13 protein-coding genes are annotated in these 17953 nt (G+C 56.4%); 5 read left to right on the top strand and 8 right to left on the bottom strand.

Annotation, left to right across the window (positions count from 1 at the left end):
- Positions 1 to 393: 393 nt before the first annotated feature.
- Genes mutS through CIK87_RS13325 form a run of 4 tightly spaced genes read right to left on the bottom strand, consistent with a single transcriptional unit; the run spans position 394 to position 7369 of the window.
- Positions 394 to 3057 (bottom strand): DNA mismatch repair protein MutS, encoded by a 2664-nt coding sequence (mutS, locus tag CIK87_RS13340; protein WP_094387570.1) that lies wholly within the window; start codon positions 3055 to 3057, stop codon positions 394 to 396.
- Positions 3058 to 3062: 5 nt separating this feature from the next.
- Entirely contained in the window at positions 3063 to 3872 is an 810-nt protein-coding gene (locus CIK87_RS13335; protein ID WP_094387569.1) for a DUF3108 domain-containing protein, read from the bottom strand.
- Positions 3873 to 3879: 7 nt separating this feature from the next.
- Complete coding sequence (locus CIK87_RS13330) at positions 3880 to 5844, bottom strand: Ig-like domain-containing protein (RefSeq protein WP_094387568.1); 1965 nt, start codon at positions 5842 to 5844, stop codon at positions 3880 to 3882.
- Positions 5834 to 7369, bottom strand: a complete 1536-nt coding sequence (locus tag CIK87_RS13325) for a GH3 auxin-responsive promoter family protein (RefSeq protein WP_094387567.1) — start codon at positions 7367 to 7369, stop codon at positions 5834 to 5836. Before CIK87_RS13325 ends, CIK87_RS13330 begins: the two co-directional genes overlap by 11 nt.
- A 305-nt stretch (positions 7370 to 7674) precedes the next feature.
- Here CIK87_RS13325 and CIK87_RS13320 point away from each other — a divergent pair, with 305 nt between their 5' ends.
- Positions 7675 to 7896 (top strand): hypothetical protein, encoded by a 222-nt coding sequence (locus CIK87_RS13320; protein ID WP_094387566.1) that lies wholly within the window; start codon positions 7675 to 7677, stop codon positions 7894 to 7896.
- Positions 7897 to 7989: 93 nt separating this feature from the next.
- Here CIK87_RS13320 and rnc read toward each other — a convergent pair whose 3' ends face one another.
- The 3 genes from rnc to CIK87_RS13305 are packed head-to-tail and all read right to left on the bottom strand — an operon-like array spanning position 7990 to position 10504.
- The gene (gene rnc, locus CIK87_RS13315; protein ID WP_094387565.1) at positions 7990 to 9015 is read right to left on the bottom strand and encodes a ribonuclease III; all 1026 of its coding nucleotides are present in this window, start codon (positions 9013 to 9015) and stop codon (positions 7990 to 7992) included.
- Positions 9005 to 10267, bottom strand: coding sequence for a beta-ketoacyl-ACP synthase II (gene fabF / locus CIK87_RS13310; protein ID WP_094387564.1), 1263 nt, complete (start codon positions 10265 to 10267; stop codon positions 9005 to 9007). The genes rnc and fabF overlap by 11 nt, the downstream gene beginning before the upstream one ends.
- Complete coding sequence (locus tag CIK87_RS13305) at positions 10268 to 10504, bottom strand: acyl carrier protein (protein WP_022310954.1); 237 nt, start codon at positions 10502 to 10504, stop codon at positions 10268 to 10270.
- A 192-nt stretch (positions 10505 to 10696) separates the two neighbouring features.
- Here CIK87_RS13305 and CIK87_RS13300 point away from each other — a divergent pair, with 192 nt between their 5' ends.
- The 4 genes from CIK87_RS13300 (at position 10697) to CIK87_RS13285 (ending at position 16571) form a co-directional block, all read left to right on the top strand.
- Positions 10697 to 11038 carry a hypothetical protein gene (locus tag CIK87_RS13300; protein WP_094387563.1) on the top strand — a complete coding sequence of 114 codons (342 nt, stop codon included), beginning with the start codon at positions 10697 to 10699 and terminating at the stop codon, positions 11036 to 11038.
- A gap of 267 nt (positions 11039 to 11305) precedes the next feature.
- A complete protein-coding gene (locus CIK87_RS13295; protein WP_094387562.1) occupies positions 11306 to 11914 on the top strand; it encodes a DUF4254 domain-containing protein in 609 nt (202 codons plus the stop codon).
- Positions 11911 to 12960 (top strand): glycosyltransferase family 9 protein, encoded by a 1050-nt coding sequence (locus tag CIK87_RS13290; protein ID WP_094387561.1) that lies wholly within the window; start codon positions 11911 to 11913, stop codon positions 12958 to 12960. The genes CIK87_RS13295 and CIK87_RS13290 overlap by 4 nt, the downstream gene beginning before the upstream one ends.
- A gap of 953 nt (positions 12961 to 13913) precedes the next feature.
- On the top strand, positions 13914 to 16571 hold the full coding sequence (locus CIK87_RS13285) for an ATP-binding protein (RefSeq protein WP_158216259.1): 2658 nt from the start codon (positions 13914 to 13916) through the stop codon (positions 16569 to 16571).
- A gap of 79 nt (positions 16572 to 16650) precedes the next feature.
- Here the strand turns inward: CIK87_RS13285 and CIK87_RS13280 are convergent, their stop codons facing one another.
- Entirely contained in the window at positions 16651 to 17946 is a 1296-nt protein-coding gene (locus CIK87_RS13280; protein WP_094387559.1) for a histidine-type phosphatase, read from the bottom strand.
- Between the last annotated feature and the right edge of the window lie 7 nt (positions 17947 to 17953).

Genomic DNA, 17953 nt, shown 5'->3' with positions numbered 1-17953 from the left:
TATCAATAGGCACGTGGCCTCGTATCATACGTCACGAGCCAGCCGAGTCCATCTCCGTCTCGGCATCGGTAACGACTAACCCGATGAAGATGATGACATTTGCAAAGTAAGTGGTTAACAGCGACACCACCAAACCAATTAAGTGAAATAGAGTTAACGGGAACGTAAAAGGTAGTTAACCAGAAGCCGACAGACATGGTCTCCAGCCGCGCCAAGACGCCCTCGGGCGCAGCAGAGGCCATTCCCATGCCCACAGAGATGGATAGCAGAGTGGTGGATATAGAGAGAAGGGATGGGGCGATGGTGGGCAGAGCTGCGGAGACAGCGAGCCATCGGGAGAGGGGCAGAAAAAAGGCAGCGCCTGTAAGCACTGCCTTTCTGGATGGGGCAAATCTACTTGCCCTTGAGTATCTTCTTGATTTCGTTGAGCTTGTTGAGCGCCTCGACGGGCGTAAGGTTGTTGATGTCGAGCCCCAGTATCTCGTCGCGGATTTGCGAGAGCACCGGGTCGTCGAGCTGGAAGAAGCTGAGCTGCATGCCCTCGCGGTCGTCGCCTATGTTCTTGATGGCGGCGGCATCGGCGTTGCCCACGCTTGCCCCGTCGGCTTCGAGCTGCTTGAGGATAACCTTGGCGCGGCGCACGATGCTCTTGGGCATACCGGCTATCTCTGCCACATGGATACCGAAGGAGTGCTCGCTGCCACCGGGCACGAGCTTGCGCAGGAAGATAACCTTGTCGCCAACCTCCTTGACGCTTACATTGTAGTTGCGTATGGCGGGGAGCTGGCGCTCCATCTCGTTGAGCTCATGATAGTGGGTGGCAAAGAGCGTGCGGGGGCGTCCCTTGGCATTCTGGTTGAGGTACTCGACGATGGCCCAGGCTATGCTGATGCCGTCGTAGGTAGAGGTGCCACGTCCCAGTTCGTCGAAGAGCACCAGCGAGCGCTCGGTGACATTGTTGAGTATGTTGGCAGCCTCGGTCATTTCGACCATAAAAGTGGACTCGCCGAGCGAAATATTGTCTGACGCACCCACTCGGGTGAAAATTTTGTCCACCAAGCCTATTTTCGCGCTCTCTGCGGGCACGTAGCATCCCACCTGGGCCAACAGTACTATGAGGGCGGTTTGACGCAGCAGAGCGCTTTTTCCGGCCATATTGGGTCCGGTGATGATGATTATCTGCTGCTTGTCGTCGTCGAGATAGATATCGTTGGGCACGAAGCGCTCGCCCACGGGCAATTGCTGCTCAATCACGGGGTGTCGGCCCTGGCGTATGTCGAGCTCCACGCTGTCGTCGACCACCGGGCGCACGTAGTGATTGTCTTCGGCCACCTTGGCAAAGCCCATGAGGCAGTCGAGCTGGGCGATGAGGTTGGCGTTAATCTGTATCTGGGGGATGAACTCCTGCATGGCCGAGATGAGCTCGGCGAAGAGCTGTTGCTCGAGGGCGAGAATCTTCTCATCGGCGCCCAGAATTTTCTCTTCGTACTCCTTGAGCTCCTGGGTAATGTAGCGCTCTGCCTGTGCCAGCGTCTGCTTGCGCACCCACTCGGCAGGCACGCGGTCCTTGAAGGTATTGCGCACCTCGAGGTAGTAGCCGAACACATTGTTGTAACCCACCTTGAGCGAGGTGATGCCCGTCTGCTCAATCTCGCGCTCCTGAATCTGCATGAGATACTCCTTGCCGTTGTGCGATATGTTGCGCAGGTCGTCGAGCTCGGCGCTGTAGCCAGTGGCTATCACGTCGCCCTTGGCCACGAGCTGTGGCGGGTCGGGCTGTATCTCGCTCTCTATGCGCTGTCGCAGGCTCTCGCAGAGATTGAGCTGCTCGCCGATGCGCTGCAGGGTGACATTGTCGGAGTGGGAGCAGGCGTCCTTGATGGGCTCTATCGCCACGAGGGCGTGCCTGAGCTGGACGACCTCGCGGGGCGACACGCGGCCCACTGCCACCTTGGAGACGATGCGCTCGAGGTCGCCTATGCGATGGAGCTGGTCGTTGACCAGCATGCGGAAGTCGGGGGAACGGAAGAAGCAGTCGACCATGTCGAGCCGCTTGCGTATGGGGTCGATATTGCGGAGCGGGAAGACCAGCCAGCGACGCAGCATGCGGCTGCCCATAGGGGTGACGGTGCGGTCGATGACATCGAGCAGCGAACGCCCGTCTTCCTGCATGGGCTGGAGCAGTTCGAGCGAGCGTATGGTGAAGCCGTCGAGGCGCACATACTTCTCTTCCTCGAGGCGGGCCAGAGAGGTGATGTGGCCGATATGGGTGTGCTGGGTAATCTCGAGATACTGCATGATGGCTCCGGCGGCTATGACGCCGTTGTGGAGATGGTCTACGCCAAATCCCTTGAGCGACTTGGTGGCAAAATGGCCCAGGAGTTTCTGTCGGGCAGTCTGCTCGGTAAACACCCAGTCGTCGAGCTCGAAGACGCAGTAGCGGTTGCCAAACCGCGTCTCGAAGTCGGTCTTGCGGGCGCGGTCGTAGAGCACCTCCTTGGGCTGGAAGTTGCCCAAGAGCTTCTCTACATAGTCATAATTGCCCTCGCCGGTAAGGAACTCGCCGGTAGAGATATCGAGAAAGCTGACTCCACATGATGTCTTGCCGAAGTGGACTGCAGCCAGGAAGTTGTTTTCGCGATAGTTGAGCACGTTGTCGCCCATCGCCACACCTGGGGTGACGAGCTCAGTGATGCCACGCTTCACCATCTTGTCCATCTCGGTGAGTCCCTTCTTTCCCTTGAGCTGTTCACGCTTCTTCTTGGGGTCTTCGAGCTGGTCGCAGATGGCCACGCGCTTGCCGGCTCGGATGAGTTTGGGCAGATAGGTATCGAGGGCATGATGGGGGAAGCCTGCCATCTCCATGCTGCCTGCCTGGCCGCCGTTGTTGCGGCGCGTGAGGGTGATGCCCAGTATGCGCGAGGCGGTGACGGCGTCTTCGCAGTAGGTCTCGTAGAAGTCGCCGCAGCGGAAGAGCATCAGCGCCTCAGGGTGCTTGGCCTTGAGGGAGAAGAACTGCTTCATCATCGGGGTGAGCCCCTTGTCGTCTTTTGCCATAGCGGTTATCTTACGGCTGAGGTGACCGGATTGCGCAGTCCCTTCATGCTCACGAGGAACGCCTTGGCTGCACCGAACTTGAGAAACATGTCGAGGCGCACGGGGATGTGGTTCTTGTCATCGGAAACATAGAAGTCTACGATGCGCTTGTACTTGCCGTCTTCCTTCTCGAGGTAAGAGAGCTTGAGACAGCGGTATTTGATACCATTGTCGGCCTTGATTTTGACCTTGCCCGAATAGCGCAGACGCGCGGGGCTGATGTTCTTGCCGTCGGCAATGGGGAAATCTATCTCGTGGCCAGACTTCCAGCCCTCGGGATTGAACGAGCGGGCACGCAGGAAGATATTGAGCATGTCGTAGACACAGTGGGAGACGGTGCGGTGGGCCCATAGGTGCTCGCCACTGCTGGTGAGCTGGTGCTGGCGCAGCTTGACCTTGCCGTCGTGGTAGGAGTAGAAGACCTCATCGACGCCGTAGCGCTTGCCCTCGCGGGCTCCCTTGCGGAAGTAGAGGGGCTCCATGTCGAGCGAACTGTAGCAGAGAAGCGTGTCGCGGAGCACAAACATCTGGTCGACACGGTTGTTGCCACGCGTAGTGAGGCTGGCACGATAGGCGGGGTGGCCGTTGTAGCGGCTCTGGACGGTAGACATCGAGGCGTTGCCGGCCTTGACCCATACAAACTGCCAGTTATAATAGAGATTGTAGGTGAGAAACTCACCCGACTTGAAGGCGTCGTTGTGGAAGGCACACTGGGCATGGGCTGCTACAGCCATGACCATCATCAGTGATGCCATAAGGATTCTATACTTTTTCATATCGTTATCACATATTGGGATTATAGGGTATGCCCATATTCTTGGCACGCTGGGCATTGCGTCCTACAATTTTGCGGCGGGTCTCGCTGCGCTGCTTGATGAGCTTGGCGGGCTTCTGGCGATAGAGCTCGCGCGCAGTGGGGTTCCAGGCTTGGGTGATGTCCCACTTGGCCTTGCAGACTATCTCTTCGGGATAGTAGTAGACCTCGTCGGGCTGCTGGAGGGTGGCGTAGTCGCCGGTGTCCCAGCGCCCGTTGGCGTTGGCATCGACTATCATGCGCAGATAGTAGGTATCGGGCTTCACATAGAAGAACTCGGCGGTGCCGGTGGTGGTGGTGACCTCCTTGACGGGAGCGTCCTGCATGTTGAGGAGCTGGCAGATGACGCTGCGGCCCTCCATGCCTGCGATGTTGACGAAGAGCGAGCCGTAGTCGTCGAGCGAATGGACCTTGAAGCCTATCTTCTTGGACGTGGAGACACGCCCGTAGATGTCGGTGAAGGCGATGCTGTCGACCTCGAGGCTGTACTCGCGGTCGGGGCGCCACTCGCCCACTATCTCGTAGGTACGGGGCTCGCCCTGAACCTCTCTGAGCATGAAGCGCGACTGATACCAGGCGGTGTCGACCTTGGCGTAGAGATGGATGAGGCTGGTATCGATGCGGGCTACAGGCGCGGCGAGGGTGAAGCGGATGTTACGGTCGGGGTCGGTCTGCGATACGCTTTCATACTTGACCTCGAGGGCCTCGGGGGGCATCACCTCGAGATAGGGCTTGCCCCGCTTCTTGGCCTTGTCCTGCACCTTCTGCCAGTCGTCGCGCTTCTTCTGCTTGTCCTTGATGCGCTGGGCATAGGGGGTCTTGGCGAGCAGCTCGAGGGTATCGGTCTGGAGGGTGAGCACGCCGGTGGTGTCGGTCATCTGGTACTGAAGCTCCATGCGCAGGGTGTCCTGATTGACGAGAGCCGTGTCGCGTAGCCAGTAGGTGATGGTGTCGCGGCGCTCGCTGGCCTCGGTTATGAGCGAGTGGGTGGCATCGAAATTGAGGCCACGCACGCGGGGCAGCAGGCTGTCGCCGTAGCTGAAGAAGAGGGTGAAACGGTCGGCCTGGGTACGGTCGGTCTTGACCAGATAGCGGTCGGTAAGGGTGGTGGTGAAGGCCCGGAGCACCAGGTCGTCGGGGAGGAAATGGGTGTAGCCGACCTGGATGATGGAGTCGATGTGGAGCGAGTCGCGCCAGATGGTATCCTGGCGGATGTCCTGCTTGAAGGTGGGCACCACAACTGCGGTGGCGAAGGCCATCTTCTCGCTCTTCTGGTTGTAAAGGAAGTTGCCGTCGGCGTCTTCGAGGGCGTAAACACGGTAGCTGCCGGGGGCTACACCCTTGACGACAAAGCGTCCGGTGGCGTCGGTGCGGGCCACGCGCGCCATAGGCAGCGTGGTGAAGGCGCTGTCGGCCAGGTTGGCATAGAGGCCCACGAGGATGCCCTTGACGGGCTCGAGGTTCTGGGCATCGACCACATAGCCAGCGACCTCCATGGTGTCGATGGCCTCGCCGGTGGAGAAGCTGTAGGTGTAGTTGCCCAGAGGATTGTTCTCGGTAATGTCGGTGATGGCATCAGAGAAGTCTACGGTGTAGGTGACATTGGGCTGGAGCGTGTCGCGGAGCTGTACCATGATGCGCTTGCCCTGGCTCTTGATGTCGGGCTGCTCCATCTGGGGCGGCGAGACGATGACCTTCTCCTGTGCGTTCTCTATCTGGATATACTCGTCGAAGTTGATGTATATCTTCTTGCTGCTGACATTGACCGACTTGTCGGCTGGGCTGGCAGAGAGTATGCGGGGCGGGGTCTCGTCGTACCATCCGCCGTCGGGCTGGCCCATGCGGGCACACGCCGCCATGACCGTCAGAAGCACTATGGCGACAACCGCGGCAAAGGCGCAGCGGCTGACAGGCGTAAACCTCTTATTTATCATTGTCGTTTGACTTGTTGTTACCGTTAAGTTGGAGCAGTTCGTCGAGATTTTTGCGGCTGTTGCTCAGACGGGGCACCTTGTGCTGTCCGCCCAGCTTGCCTTTGGCCTTGAGCCAGTCGTTGAAGAGTCCCTGGCGCGCCTCGATGACCTCGAGATGCTGGAGGGTGATGTCGTGGAAGCGCTTGGCCTCATAGTCGCTGTTGAGCTGCTGCAGACGCTCGTCGAGGGCATGGGCGAAATGGTCGAGGCTGTCGGGCTGACGGCTGAACTCGATGAGCCACTGGTGGCGGCACTTGGCACGGGCGTCCATATAGACTGGGGCGGCGGTATACTCGCTCACCTGAGCGCCAGTCTGCTCGCAGGCATACTGGAGGCCCTTCTCGGCATTGTCCATGATGAGCTCCTCGCCGAAGGCATTGATGAAATACTTGGTGCGGCCGGTGATGACAAACTTGTAAGGGCGTGTCGAGGTAAACTGGACGGTATCGCCGATGAGATAACGCCACAGTCCGCAGGAGGTGGAGATAAGCATGGCGTAGTTGCGGCCTACCTCTACCCCACTCAATGGCAGGACGGTGGGGCGGTCGGTGCCAAACTCGTCCATGGGGATAAACTCGTAGTAGACGCCGTAGTCGAGCATGAGCAGCATCGATGGGTCGGAGGGGTCGTTCTGGATGCCAAAAAATCCCTCACTGGCGTTGTAGGTCTCCATATAGTGCATGCCGGGCGATGTGATAATCTGCTCGTACTGCTTGCGGTAAGGGGTAAAAGCTATGCCGCCATGGAAAAAGACCTCAAGGTTGGGCCAGACTTCGTTGATGTGCTGCTTGCCGGTGAACTCGAGCACGCGCACCAGCACAGACATCATCCAGCTGGGCACGCCCGAAAGGTTGGTGACGTTCTTGTGCATCGTCTCGCGGGCGATGAGGTCGCGCTTCACCTCGAAGTCGGACAGCAGCGCCGTCTTCTTCTGGGGCACTCGCACGAGGTTGACCAGAGGATTGATATTCTCAATCAGTATGGCGGAGAGGTCGCCCACGAGCGAGCCGCTGAGATTGTAGTTGGGTGAGTGGCTGCCTCCGAGTATCAGGCCCTTGCCGTCGAAGAGGCGGGAGTTGGGGTTGTTCTGAAGATACATGGCCACGACGTCGGTGCCGCCCTGATAATGGACGTTCTTGAGTCCGTCGGCAGAGACGGGGATGAACTTGCTCTTGTCGTTGGTGGTTCCGGATGACTTGGCATACCACTTGACGGTACCGGGCCACAGCACGTTCTTCTCACCATGACGCATACGGTCTATATCGCCTTTCAGCTCTTCGTAAGTATTGACGGGAATATTGGCGGCAAAATCTGTATAAGTTCTTATCTCATCGAAGTGATGGCTGGCGCCATATTCGGTATTCTTTCCCTTGGAGATAAGATATCTGAGTACACGTTCCTGCAGCTCGTCAGGAGTGGTAAAATGCTTCTCAAGACTCTTCTGTCGCGGCAAAAAAGCCATGCTTGCTATACGGGTTAAACTCATGTGTATGTAATTGCCAATTAATCATACAAAGTTAACCGATTTCTTTCACATAGCACAATTATTTACCATTTTTAATATAAAATAAACGTGGGGAAGTGAACAGGACAAGTGCCGTGAGTATCATGAAGAGAGACTGGATAGTCTATGGGCTGCTCGCACTTTTATGAGGGACTTTGGAGCGCATCACCTCACTTTTATGAGGGACTTTTGCGCATACCGCCACACTTTTATGAGGGACTTTTGCGCATACCGCCACACTTTTATGAGGGACTTTTATGGCTATTGCTACATTTTTATGAGGGACTTTGGGCGTGGGAGTCACCTCCATCTACGCCAATAGCCCCAGGACAGCGACGATTATCGTCTGTCCTGGGGCTATTGTCATTGGCTTCTGCCTGGGGGTGGCTGTCATCCTTTTTCTGGCAATCGGCTACTGCACCGAGATGTCAATCTACAGCTTCGAGATGACAGGCTACTGCATCGGGATGGCTGGCTACTGTCTCATGGAGATTAGCATCCCCTCGTGAGTAATTGATTTCAACCTTATGGTAATCAACTCTCCTCTATAAGTAATCGTTGTCCACCCTGTGACTGATGGCAGAAGTGGAGCGGGCACTCCCCTACTCTCCTCCGAAGGCTTCGGCTTCGGCGGCGGCTATTATCTCCTCGCGGCTCATGGCTCGCGCAGAGATGTCGCTCAAGTCAAACTCGTCGGAGTCATCGGCAGCTTCCTTGGCGGGTTGTTCCTTGGAAACGGCTGGCTTTCTGGACTTTCGCTGACGAGGCTCGGCGGGGGCCGACTCGACGGCGATGATGAAATCCTGCTTCTCGGCGGTGTCGGGCACAGTCTCTACAGGCTCCTCTTCCATCTTGGTGCGATTGGTCTTGGCCGCAAAGATTTGGTCGATAAACTGAGGCTCGCGGCGCAGCTTCTCGAGCGTGAGCTTGGAGGCGAGCTGCTGGCTCTCCTTCTTGCTGTAGCCCTGGCCGTTGCATCCGTTGACGCCCTCGATAACCACGCGGTAGTCAAACATAGGGCTGCCGTTGCTGTCGACCTTCTGGCTGAGCAGTTCGAAACTTACGTTGACCCTGTTCTTCTGACTCCATTCGAGGAGCTTGCTCTTGAAGTTCACCTCTTTATAAGCCAGCTTGTCGATGTTAATCATCTTGCCAAGGATACGCTGTTGCATGAAGTCCATACATCCCTTGTAACCCTTGTCGAGATAGATGGCACCGACGAGTGCTTCAAAAGCGTTGCCGCCCAGATAGCTGTTGTGCGAGGCACTATGACCGTTGGAGAGGATGAGCTGGTCTATGCCCATTTCTTGCGACAGCTTGTTGAGGGTGTCACGCTGAACGAGTTTGGAACGGGTATTGGTAAGAAATCCCTCGCGCTTGCCGGGGAAATGATGGTACACGATGTCGCCCACAATGGCATCGAGAATGGCATCGCCGAGAAACTCGAGCCGCTCGTTGTTGACGGGCTTGCCCTTGCTGTTGCGGTGCATGATGCTCTTGTGCATGAGCGCCATCTTGTAGTTGTCGATATGGCGGGGATAAAAGCCGAGAATGGCGTATAAAGACGAATAAAGCTCCTTGTCCTTGCGGAAAGAGAGCTTTATTCGGTCAATTAAATTATTCAGCATATTTCTTGAAGATAACACAAGCGTTGTGGCCGCCAAATCCGAACGTATTGCTCAGAGCAGCACGTACCTCACGCTTCTGTGCCTTGTTGAACGTAAAGTTCAGCGAATAATCGAGTTCAGGATCTTCGTCGCCCTCCTCGTGATTGATGGTAGGAGGCACGATGTCGTTCATGACACTCAGTACACATGCCATAGCCTCTACAGCACCGGCAGCACCCAGCAAGTGACCCGTCATCGACTTGGTCGATGAGATGTTGAGCTTGAAGGCAGCATCGCCGAACACTTCCTTGATGGCTTTGGCTTCAGAGATATCTCCCACGTGGGTCGATGTACCATGTACATTGATGTAGTCAATATCCTCGGGCTTCAGACCCGCATCTTCAAGAGCGGCTTCCATAACGAGCTTGGCGCCCAGTCCCTCGGGGTGCGATGCGGTGATATGATATGCGTCGGCGCTTTCGCCCTCGCCTACCATCTCAGCATATATCTTGGCACCACGGGCCTTGGCATGCTCCAGCTCCTCGAGTATGAGACAGCCGGCGCCCTCGCCCATCACAAATCCATCACGGCTGGCGCTGAACGGACGCGAAGCGTGCTCAGGGTCGTCGTTGCGGGTAGACAGCGCCTTCATGGCGTTGAAACCGCCTACACCGCAAGCGCAGATGGCGCTCTCGGCGCCGCCGCTTACTATCATGTCGGCCTTACCCAGACGGATAAGGTTGAACGCATCAGCCAACGCATTGGTCGAAGAAGCGCACGCTGATGTTGTGGTGTAGTTGGGACCGTGGAAACCGAAGTGGATAGAGATATGTCCTGATGCGATATCGGCTATCATCTTGGGGATGAAGAAAGGATTGAACTTAGGTCCATTCTCAGGGTGCTTACCATAGTAAGTCACCTCTTCTTCAAAAGTCTTGATACCACCGATACCCACACCAAATACTACTCCGATGCGGTTCTTGTTGGCAGTCTCAAGGTCAAGACCACAGTCCTTTACACCCTGCATGGCGGCGATAAGTGCCAGCTGGGTGTAACGGTCGAGCTTGCGGGCCTCCTTGCGGTCAATCCAATCATTGACGTTAAGGTTCTTTACCTCGCAAGCAAACTGGGTTTTGAACAGAGACGCGTCAAACTGTGTAATAGGTGCGGCGCCGCTTTTACCCTCGACCATGGCAGCCCATGTCTCTTCGGGGGAGTTGCCCAATGGGGTAACGGCACCAAGACCTGTTACTACTACTCTCTTAAGCTCCATTTATTTTGCGTTCTCCTCGATGTACTTGATGGCGTCGCCTACAGTCTGGATGGTCTCAGCCTTGTCGTCGGGGATATTGATACCGAACTCCTTTTCAAATTCCATAATCAACTCAACGGTATCCAGAGAGTCGGCACCCAGGTCGTTGGTGAAGCTTGCTTCTGGAGTTACATTCTCTTCCTCAACACCGAGTTTGTCAACGATAATCTCTTTAACTTTGCTTTCAATTTCTGACATAATTGTAAAATTTAAATTGTTAAAAATACGTATTATTAAAAATTCTGGCTGCAAAGGAACACATTTTTTATCATTCTGGCAAATTTTTTCGTATAAAAACGACATTCGCATGCACACTACCCCTATGTTTGTGCAATAAAATGGCTATTCTTTTGATAATTAACCACCTTTTGATGACACAAATCGCGCAAAATGAATTTGTTAAAAACGCGGGGAGATGACCTCCAGAAGAACGCAGACAAGTTCCAAAACGGCAACTTTCATCTTCATTACCAAGCCATAGCCCTTTATAACCAATATCTAAGGCCTTCGCGTGGGGCGGAAGCACCCCTACCCCAACCGGCCTTACCCTGGGCGGCAGACTATTACACCTTATATATATTATATAGGTGGATGGATGGAATATTTATGGCTGTGGAAATAATATATAGGTGCATGGATGAAATATATATGGCTATGGAAATAATATATAGGTGCATGGATAGAATATATATGGCTGTGGAAATAATATATAGGTGCATGGATAGAATATAAAGGCAGACGGACATAGTAGATGGGCTGTCGGGCAGCGCATCATGGGTGGACAGACGGCAGATATCCATTGACACATAAAGCATATATAGCGATGCTTATGCCGTGATGGGCGCCAGCGTTGTGGCGGGGGCTTGGGCAAAAACGGGGGAAAAATATAAAAAGTCGGGGGTTTGCTTGGCGCTGTCTTCATTTTACATTATCTTTGCAAAATTAAGGTTTACGCCCCTAAACAACGATACAAGTATAATAACATAAACAACTAAAAACATGGCATCATTTACTGAGCAGTGCAATCACATCTTCAATCAAGCGATTGGTGATTACCACATTAAGAACGATGTAGATACACCCATTAATAACCCTTACGACCGCGAGTCTATCGACAACCGGCTCTATCTGAAGTGCTGGATAGACACAGTACAGTGGCATCTGGAAGACATTATCCGTGACCCCCACATTGACCCGATGGAAGCCCTGCAGCTGAAGCGCCGCATTGACCGCAGCAACCAGGACCGCACGGACCTGGTAGAGCAGATTGACTCTTATTTCCGTCAGCAGTACTCCGACGTGACCATAGCCCCCGACGCTACCATCAACACCGAGAGCCCCGCATGGGCCATCGACCGTCTGAGCATCCTCGCCCTCAAGATTTACCATATGCGCGAGCAGGCCGAGCGTACCGACGCCGACGCCGAGCACCGCGCCAAGTGTCAGGCCAAGCTCAACGTGCTGCTCGAGCAGCAGGTAGACCTCGGCACTGCCATCAACCAGCTGCTCGACGACATCGCCGCCGGCCGCAAGTATATGAAGGTATATCGCCAGATGAAGATGTACAACGACCCATCAACCAATCCGATACTCTACGGCAAGAAGTGAAGACCGACCACATACTCATCATACGTCTCTCAGCGATGGGCGACGTGGCGATGACCGTGCCTATAGTCTATTCGCTCGCCACCCAGTACCCTCACACCCACATCACGGTGCTGAGCCGACCTTTCGCGCGCGCCTTCTTTGACGACCTCGCGCCCAATGTCGGGTTCATGGAAGCCTCGACCGAAGAGCTGCACAATCTGCATGGCCTCAACGGCCTCTACCGCCGACTTGTAGCCAAGCACTTCACCGCTGTCGCCGATTTCCACGACGTCTTGCGCACCAAGTATCTGCGTCTGCGCTTCTGCATGGGGCGTTTCCACGTGGCGCATATAGACAAGCACCGCCGCGGCAAGCGTCTGCTCACTCAGCAGGAGGGGAAACAGCGCGTGCAGCAGCCCACATCATTCCAGAACTACGCCGATGTGCTCGCCGAGTTGGGCTATCCCATCAAGCCCGACTTCACCTCCATCTATCCCGACGGCAAAGCGCCGGCGGCAGACCGTTCAGAGAGGGTAGGCGACAAGCCCGAGAACCAGCGCTGGATAGGCATAGCGCCCTTTGCAGCCCATCAGGGCAAGGTATATCCACTGGGACAGATGAAGCAGGTGGTCGCCCTGCTCACCGAGCAGCACCCCGACTACCGCATATTCCTCTTCGGAGGCGGAAAGACGGAGACCGAACAGCTCAACCACATCGCCGAGCAGACTCCCGGCTGCACCGTGGCATCGGCCGTGGTCAAGGGACTCCGCCAGGAGCTCGCGCTGATGAGCATGCTCGATGTGATGGTTTCGATGGACTCTGCCAACATGCACCTGGCTTCGCTCGTAGCCACCCCCGTGGTGAGCGTCTGGGGCGCCACCCATCCCTACGCCGGCTTCATGGGCTGGAGGCAGAGCGAGGACAACGCCGTGCAGCTCGACATGGACTGCCGTCCGTGCAGCATCTACGGCAACAAGCCCTGCATACACGGCAACTATCCCTGCATGAAGCAGATAGAGCCCGAAGCCATCGTGGCGCGCATCGTGGCGACCGCAGAGCGCCGGTAGAGCTACTGTAGACTCAAGCAACAAGACATAAGACAAGCCCCTGCATCCATCCGACACGGCATGCAGGGGCTTGCTGCGTCTGGGTGTCTCGCCGGACAACACCTTATTATATATACGCGCGCCCGTAACGGGCAGGGTGGGGTGGGAGTGACGCCCGGCAAGTAGGTAGGGTCGGTCGGCAAAGCCGGAGAGACGCTCAGGCAAGCGGAGAAGGTCGACCCGCAAAGCGGGAGTGACGCTCGGCGTGTAGGCAGAGCAGCTGCTGCAGCCGGAGAGACGCCTGGCAAGCGGAGAGAGGGCATCGGGCGGCTCGTAACGGAAGTCACGTGACCACGTTTCTTATGTCACGAGGCTGCGTACCATAAGGCACGAGCTCACGTATCGTATGTTACGAGCCAGCCAAGACGCCCTCGGTGCGAGCAAAAGGGAATTTCCATGCTGTTGGGGTGATGCTCGGTGCGAACAGAAGGGTAGACCCATGCGCTCAAAGGGTAGCTCTATGCTCTATCAAGGCACCCTCGGTGCGAGCAGAAGGGTAGACCCAAGCGAGCAAAGGGTAGCTAAACTCCCCCAACCTTGATGGGCAAAAAAATCAGGCCCCCTTGCCTTCGGTCGAAGGTAAAGAGGGCCTTTGCGTCATCTGATGGATTTTGTATAGGGTTATCTCACGATTGCCTGCAAAAATTTACGGATGTTGAAACCACATAAGGAAAGAGATTATCAATTACCTCTATGACCACTGTCATTACTCTGCTGCAAAGGTCGACAATTATTCACCAAACCACTGGTATATTTCGGACAATAAGTGGTATGTATCGGACATTTATAATAAATCTGCACCTTTTCGGTGTCTATTTGCGAAAAATCTAACGAAATGCTTGGTCATTTCACGAATTTTTCCGAATATTGCAGCAAGGAAGAGAATACTGTCATCTGATAACTCCATGACCTATATGCTACACACACTGACCAGACTGCTATGGGCCACGACACTCGCCTTTATCCTGACTTGCTGCCAACACGGCAGCCCGAGCGAGAGCGAGACCCAAAGTATACGCGACAGCCTTGCCACGCTGCGCCAGCAGGGCAAGAAGGAGCGCGACGCCAGCCGCTACGACGAGGCTCTCAGACTCCACATACGCGGACTCGACATGGCCCGCGCCGTGGGCGACAGCAGCGAGTGGATACAGGCACTCAACAACATTGCCACCGACTACCGCCGCATGGGCATGCTCGACGTGGCGCAGAGCTACCACTACCAGGCGCTCAGCCTCTGCGACGAGTCGTCCGACACTACCTACCAGATGCGCAAGAACCGCGTGAAGGCGCTCAACGGACTGGGCAACATCTACCTCTCTATCTACAGCTACGACGACGCCGACAGCGTGTTCCGCCAGGCGCTCGAGGGCGAGCACCAGCTGGGCAGTGCCACGGGCCAGGCCATCAACTATGCCAATCTGGGCTCCATCTACAGTGCCCGCGGCGATGACGAGAAGGCGCTGGACTACTACCGCCAGTCCATGTTCTACAACAAGAAGGACAGCAATCTGCTGGGCATGGCTCTCTGCCACCTCTACTTCGGCAATATCTATGAGAGACGCCAGCAGTACGACCTCGCGCTGCGCGAATACGAACAGTCAGACCGCATGATGACCGACCTGAAAGACCTCTGGCACGCTCTCGAACCGCGTCTGGCACTGGCTTCGGTCTATTATCACACCCACGAGGACGCCAAGGCACTGGCGCTGCTCGACAGGGCCGACGCCACGGCTCGCCAAATCAACTCGTGGGAGCATATCGTCGAGGTACACCATCTCTACTTCCAGCTCATGCAGCGCCAGGGCCGCTACCACGAGGCGCTCGACCACCATCTCATCGCCACCGCCTATCAGGACAGCATCCTGGACAACGAGAAGCTGGACCGCATACACAATATCGGCATCAACATCGAGCGCACGCGACAGCAGGAGATGGTAGACATGGCGCAGAACGAACTGCAGACCGAGAAGCGCATACGCCAGCAGAGCGCATGGCTCTTCGGGCTAACGGTGATACTGCTCCTGGCGGTCATCAGCGCACTGCTCTACGTGCAGCGCATGCGCCACCGCAGCATGGAGATGATGAGAGAGGCCAGCAGGCTGCGCGAAGACTTCTTTACCAACATTACCCATGAGTTCCGGACGCCTCTGACGGTGATACTCGGACTGAGCCGCAAAATCAGGGAAAACACGGAGGTGCCACAGTCGGTCAGCGACAAGGCGTCGACCATAGAGCGGCAGGGCAACCGCCTGCTCACGCTCGTCACCCAACTGCTGGACATCAGCAAGGTCAAGTCGGTAATCGGCGAACCCAACTGGCAGCACGGCAACATCTGCGCCCAGGTCGCCATGCTGCTCGAGACCTATATAGACTATGCCGCCAACCGCGGCGTGACGCTCAAGTATCACTACGACAAGGCCATCGAGATGGACTTTGTGCCCGATTACGTGAACAAGGTGATGAGCAACCTGGTGTCGAATGCACTGAAATTCACACCCAACGGGGGCACTATCAGCGTCAATCTCTATCAGCGCGGCGACCGGCTGCACATCGACGTGAGCGACACGGGTCATGGCATCAGCAGCGACAAGCTCGCCCATATCTTCGAGCCGTTCTACACCACCGGCGACATGGGCGAAACCAAGGGAACGGGCATAGGACTGGCGCTGACACAAGAGATAATATCCCATCTCAACGGTACCATCACCGCCGAGAGCCAGGTGGGCAAAGGTACCACGTTCCACATCGTCATGCCGATACAGAACCGCTCTGCCGACCCGGTGACCGAGACCGAGATAGGCAACTCGGGCAAGCCCATCATCGTGGTGGCCGAAGACAATGCCGATGTGGCCGACCTGCTCTGCACCCAGCTCGAGCCCTTCTATGAAGTGGTGGCTGCGCGCGACGGCGTCGAGGCGCTCAAGCGCGCCGGAGAGATAATTCCCGACCTCGTAATCACCGACGTGATGATGCCCAACATGGACGGCATGGCCCTCGCGCGCGCCATACGCGCCAACGACCTCACCGCCCACATACCCATCATCATGGTGACTGCCCGCGTGACCGAACAAGACCGTATCGAGGGTATCAAGGCAGGTGCCGACGCCTATCTGGTCAAGCCCTTCAACACCGAAGAGCTGCTCAGCCGCGTGGCCAAGCTGCTCGAACAGCGTATCATGCTCAGAGACAAGTATGCGCAGACCATCACCCAGGCTCCCGTGAGCGACGACGCCATCGAAGACCACTTCCTCGCCCGCGTGGAGCAGGTCATAGTGGCCCATATCAACAAGGGCGAAGACATCACCGTGACCATGGTGGCCGACGACCTCAACATCACCGCCCGACAGCTGCACCGCAAGGTGACGGGGCTCATCAACCAGTCGCCGGCGGCACTCATACGCATCACGCGCATCAACTGCGCCAAGACCATCATGGCTGCCAAGCCCGAGATGCCGCTCAAGAGCGTGGCGCTGGCATGCGGCTTCACCGACTACTCACACTTTGCCAAGGTGTTCCGCACGGTGACGGGCGTAAGTCCCACGGCGTGGACCGCCGAGCCAAAGGCGCAGTAGGCCGGGGCCATAGACAGCAATCGCCGCCATGTCAGCAGAGACATGGCGGCGATTGGCATTATCGGGGTGGGGGCGGGGGTTACTTCTGGAGTGGCTGCGGCTTGTAGGAAGCGAGCTTGTCGAGATAGTAGCGGCGCACATCGCTCCAGTGGTAATAAGGTGCGCAGTCGGTAGAGATAGGCAGGCGCGCCTCGTCTTCATTGAGCAGTATCTTGACCAGCACGTCCTTGTCATCTACAGAGCGTCGGTAGAATATCAACTGCACATTGCATGCCATGGGGAATATGCGGTAGTCGCACCATCCCACTGCGGGCAGCTGCTCGATGTCGCTCACGGGGCGTCCGTAGCCATTGAGGTCGAGCAGACACACCAGCGGCATCACCATCGTGTCGTGGCCGTAGCGCAGCGTGGCACCGGGGTGGGGCAGAGCTATGCAGCTGTCGGCCTGGGATATAATCTTGTGGAGCAGATTGCGTTGAGAGAAGGGCTGGTTTCCGCCATTGATGGTGCTGGGGCCATAGGTGAGATACCAGAAGGCATTGTTGCAGAGCCAGTGCTGGTAGAGTTCCTCGTCGGTGAAGATGTCGTAGAGCGAGAGTTGGTGGCGCAGCTCGGTACTCTGTACATTGCTTGCCAGCTTGAAGAGTCTGTCGGCCAGTTTGTCAGCTTTAGCCTTGTCGAGCCAGTTGGGGTCGCGGAAGATGAGACCCAGCATGTGGCTGTCGTCACGGTGGCGGCGCTTGAAGCTGTCGAGCAGCTCCTTGGTGCCACCCGCCATCTTCTGCTTGTAGAGCACCTTGTCGTCCTGGTTCATGTAGTACATGTCGTGGTGGCTGGCGTCGTGGGTGATGTTGAGCTTGGGGTTGATGCTCACCAGCTCCTGCAGCGCGTTCTCCATCGACAGGATGCAGCGTATCACCACGGTGCTCTTGGCGTCTACATTGGTCTTGCCCTCAAACACTTCGGGAAACCTCTCCCACATCCTTCGGGCTATCTGTCGGTGCTGCTCGGCTCCGCGCTGGGTGAGCTCGCCGTCGCGGTGCATGGCTTCCTGACGTATCTGTGCCACCTTGTCGAGCACCTCACGTCCCTTGGCGGTGAGCTGACCCAGACTGTCGGCGCGCATGAGGGTAAGATAGGCACGGTCGTAGTCGGCAGTACCGATAAGGTAACGCGAGCCGTGGCGTCCATAATGACTCAGATAGAAAGGCTTGTATCCCTTGGGCGCGGGGGTAAGCCGGTGTTGCGGACCGGGGTAAGCCAGATAGCCACTGGCCGATACGCGGGGGTTCTTCTTGATTTCCTGACGCGCGTTCTGCGCCTCTGCGCACACTGTCAGCGACAGCAGCGCGATGATAACTAAGAGTTTTCTCATATCTTGC

The sequence above is a fragment of the Prevotella sp. P5-64 genome (genome assembly GCF_002251285.1).
Taxonomy (GTDB): Bacteria; Bacteroidota; Bacteroidia; order Bacteroidales; family Bacteroidaceae; genus Prevotella.
The sequence above is the reverse complement of the archived record's forward strand: the minus strand, read 5'-3'. Positions and strand labels throughout refer to the sequence as shown.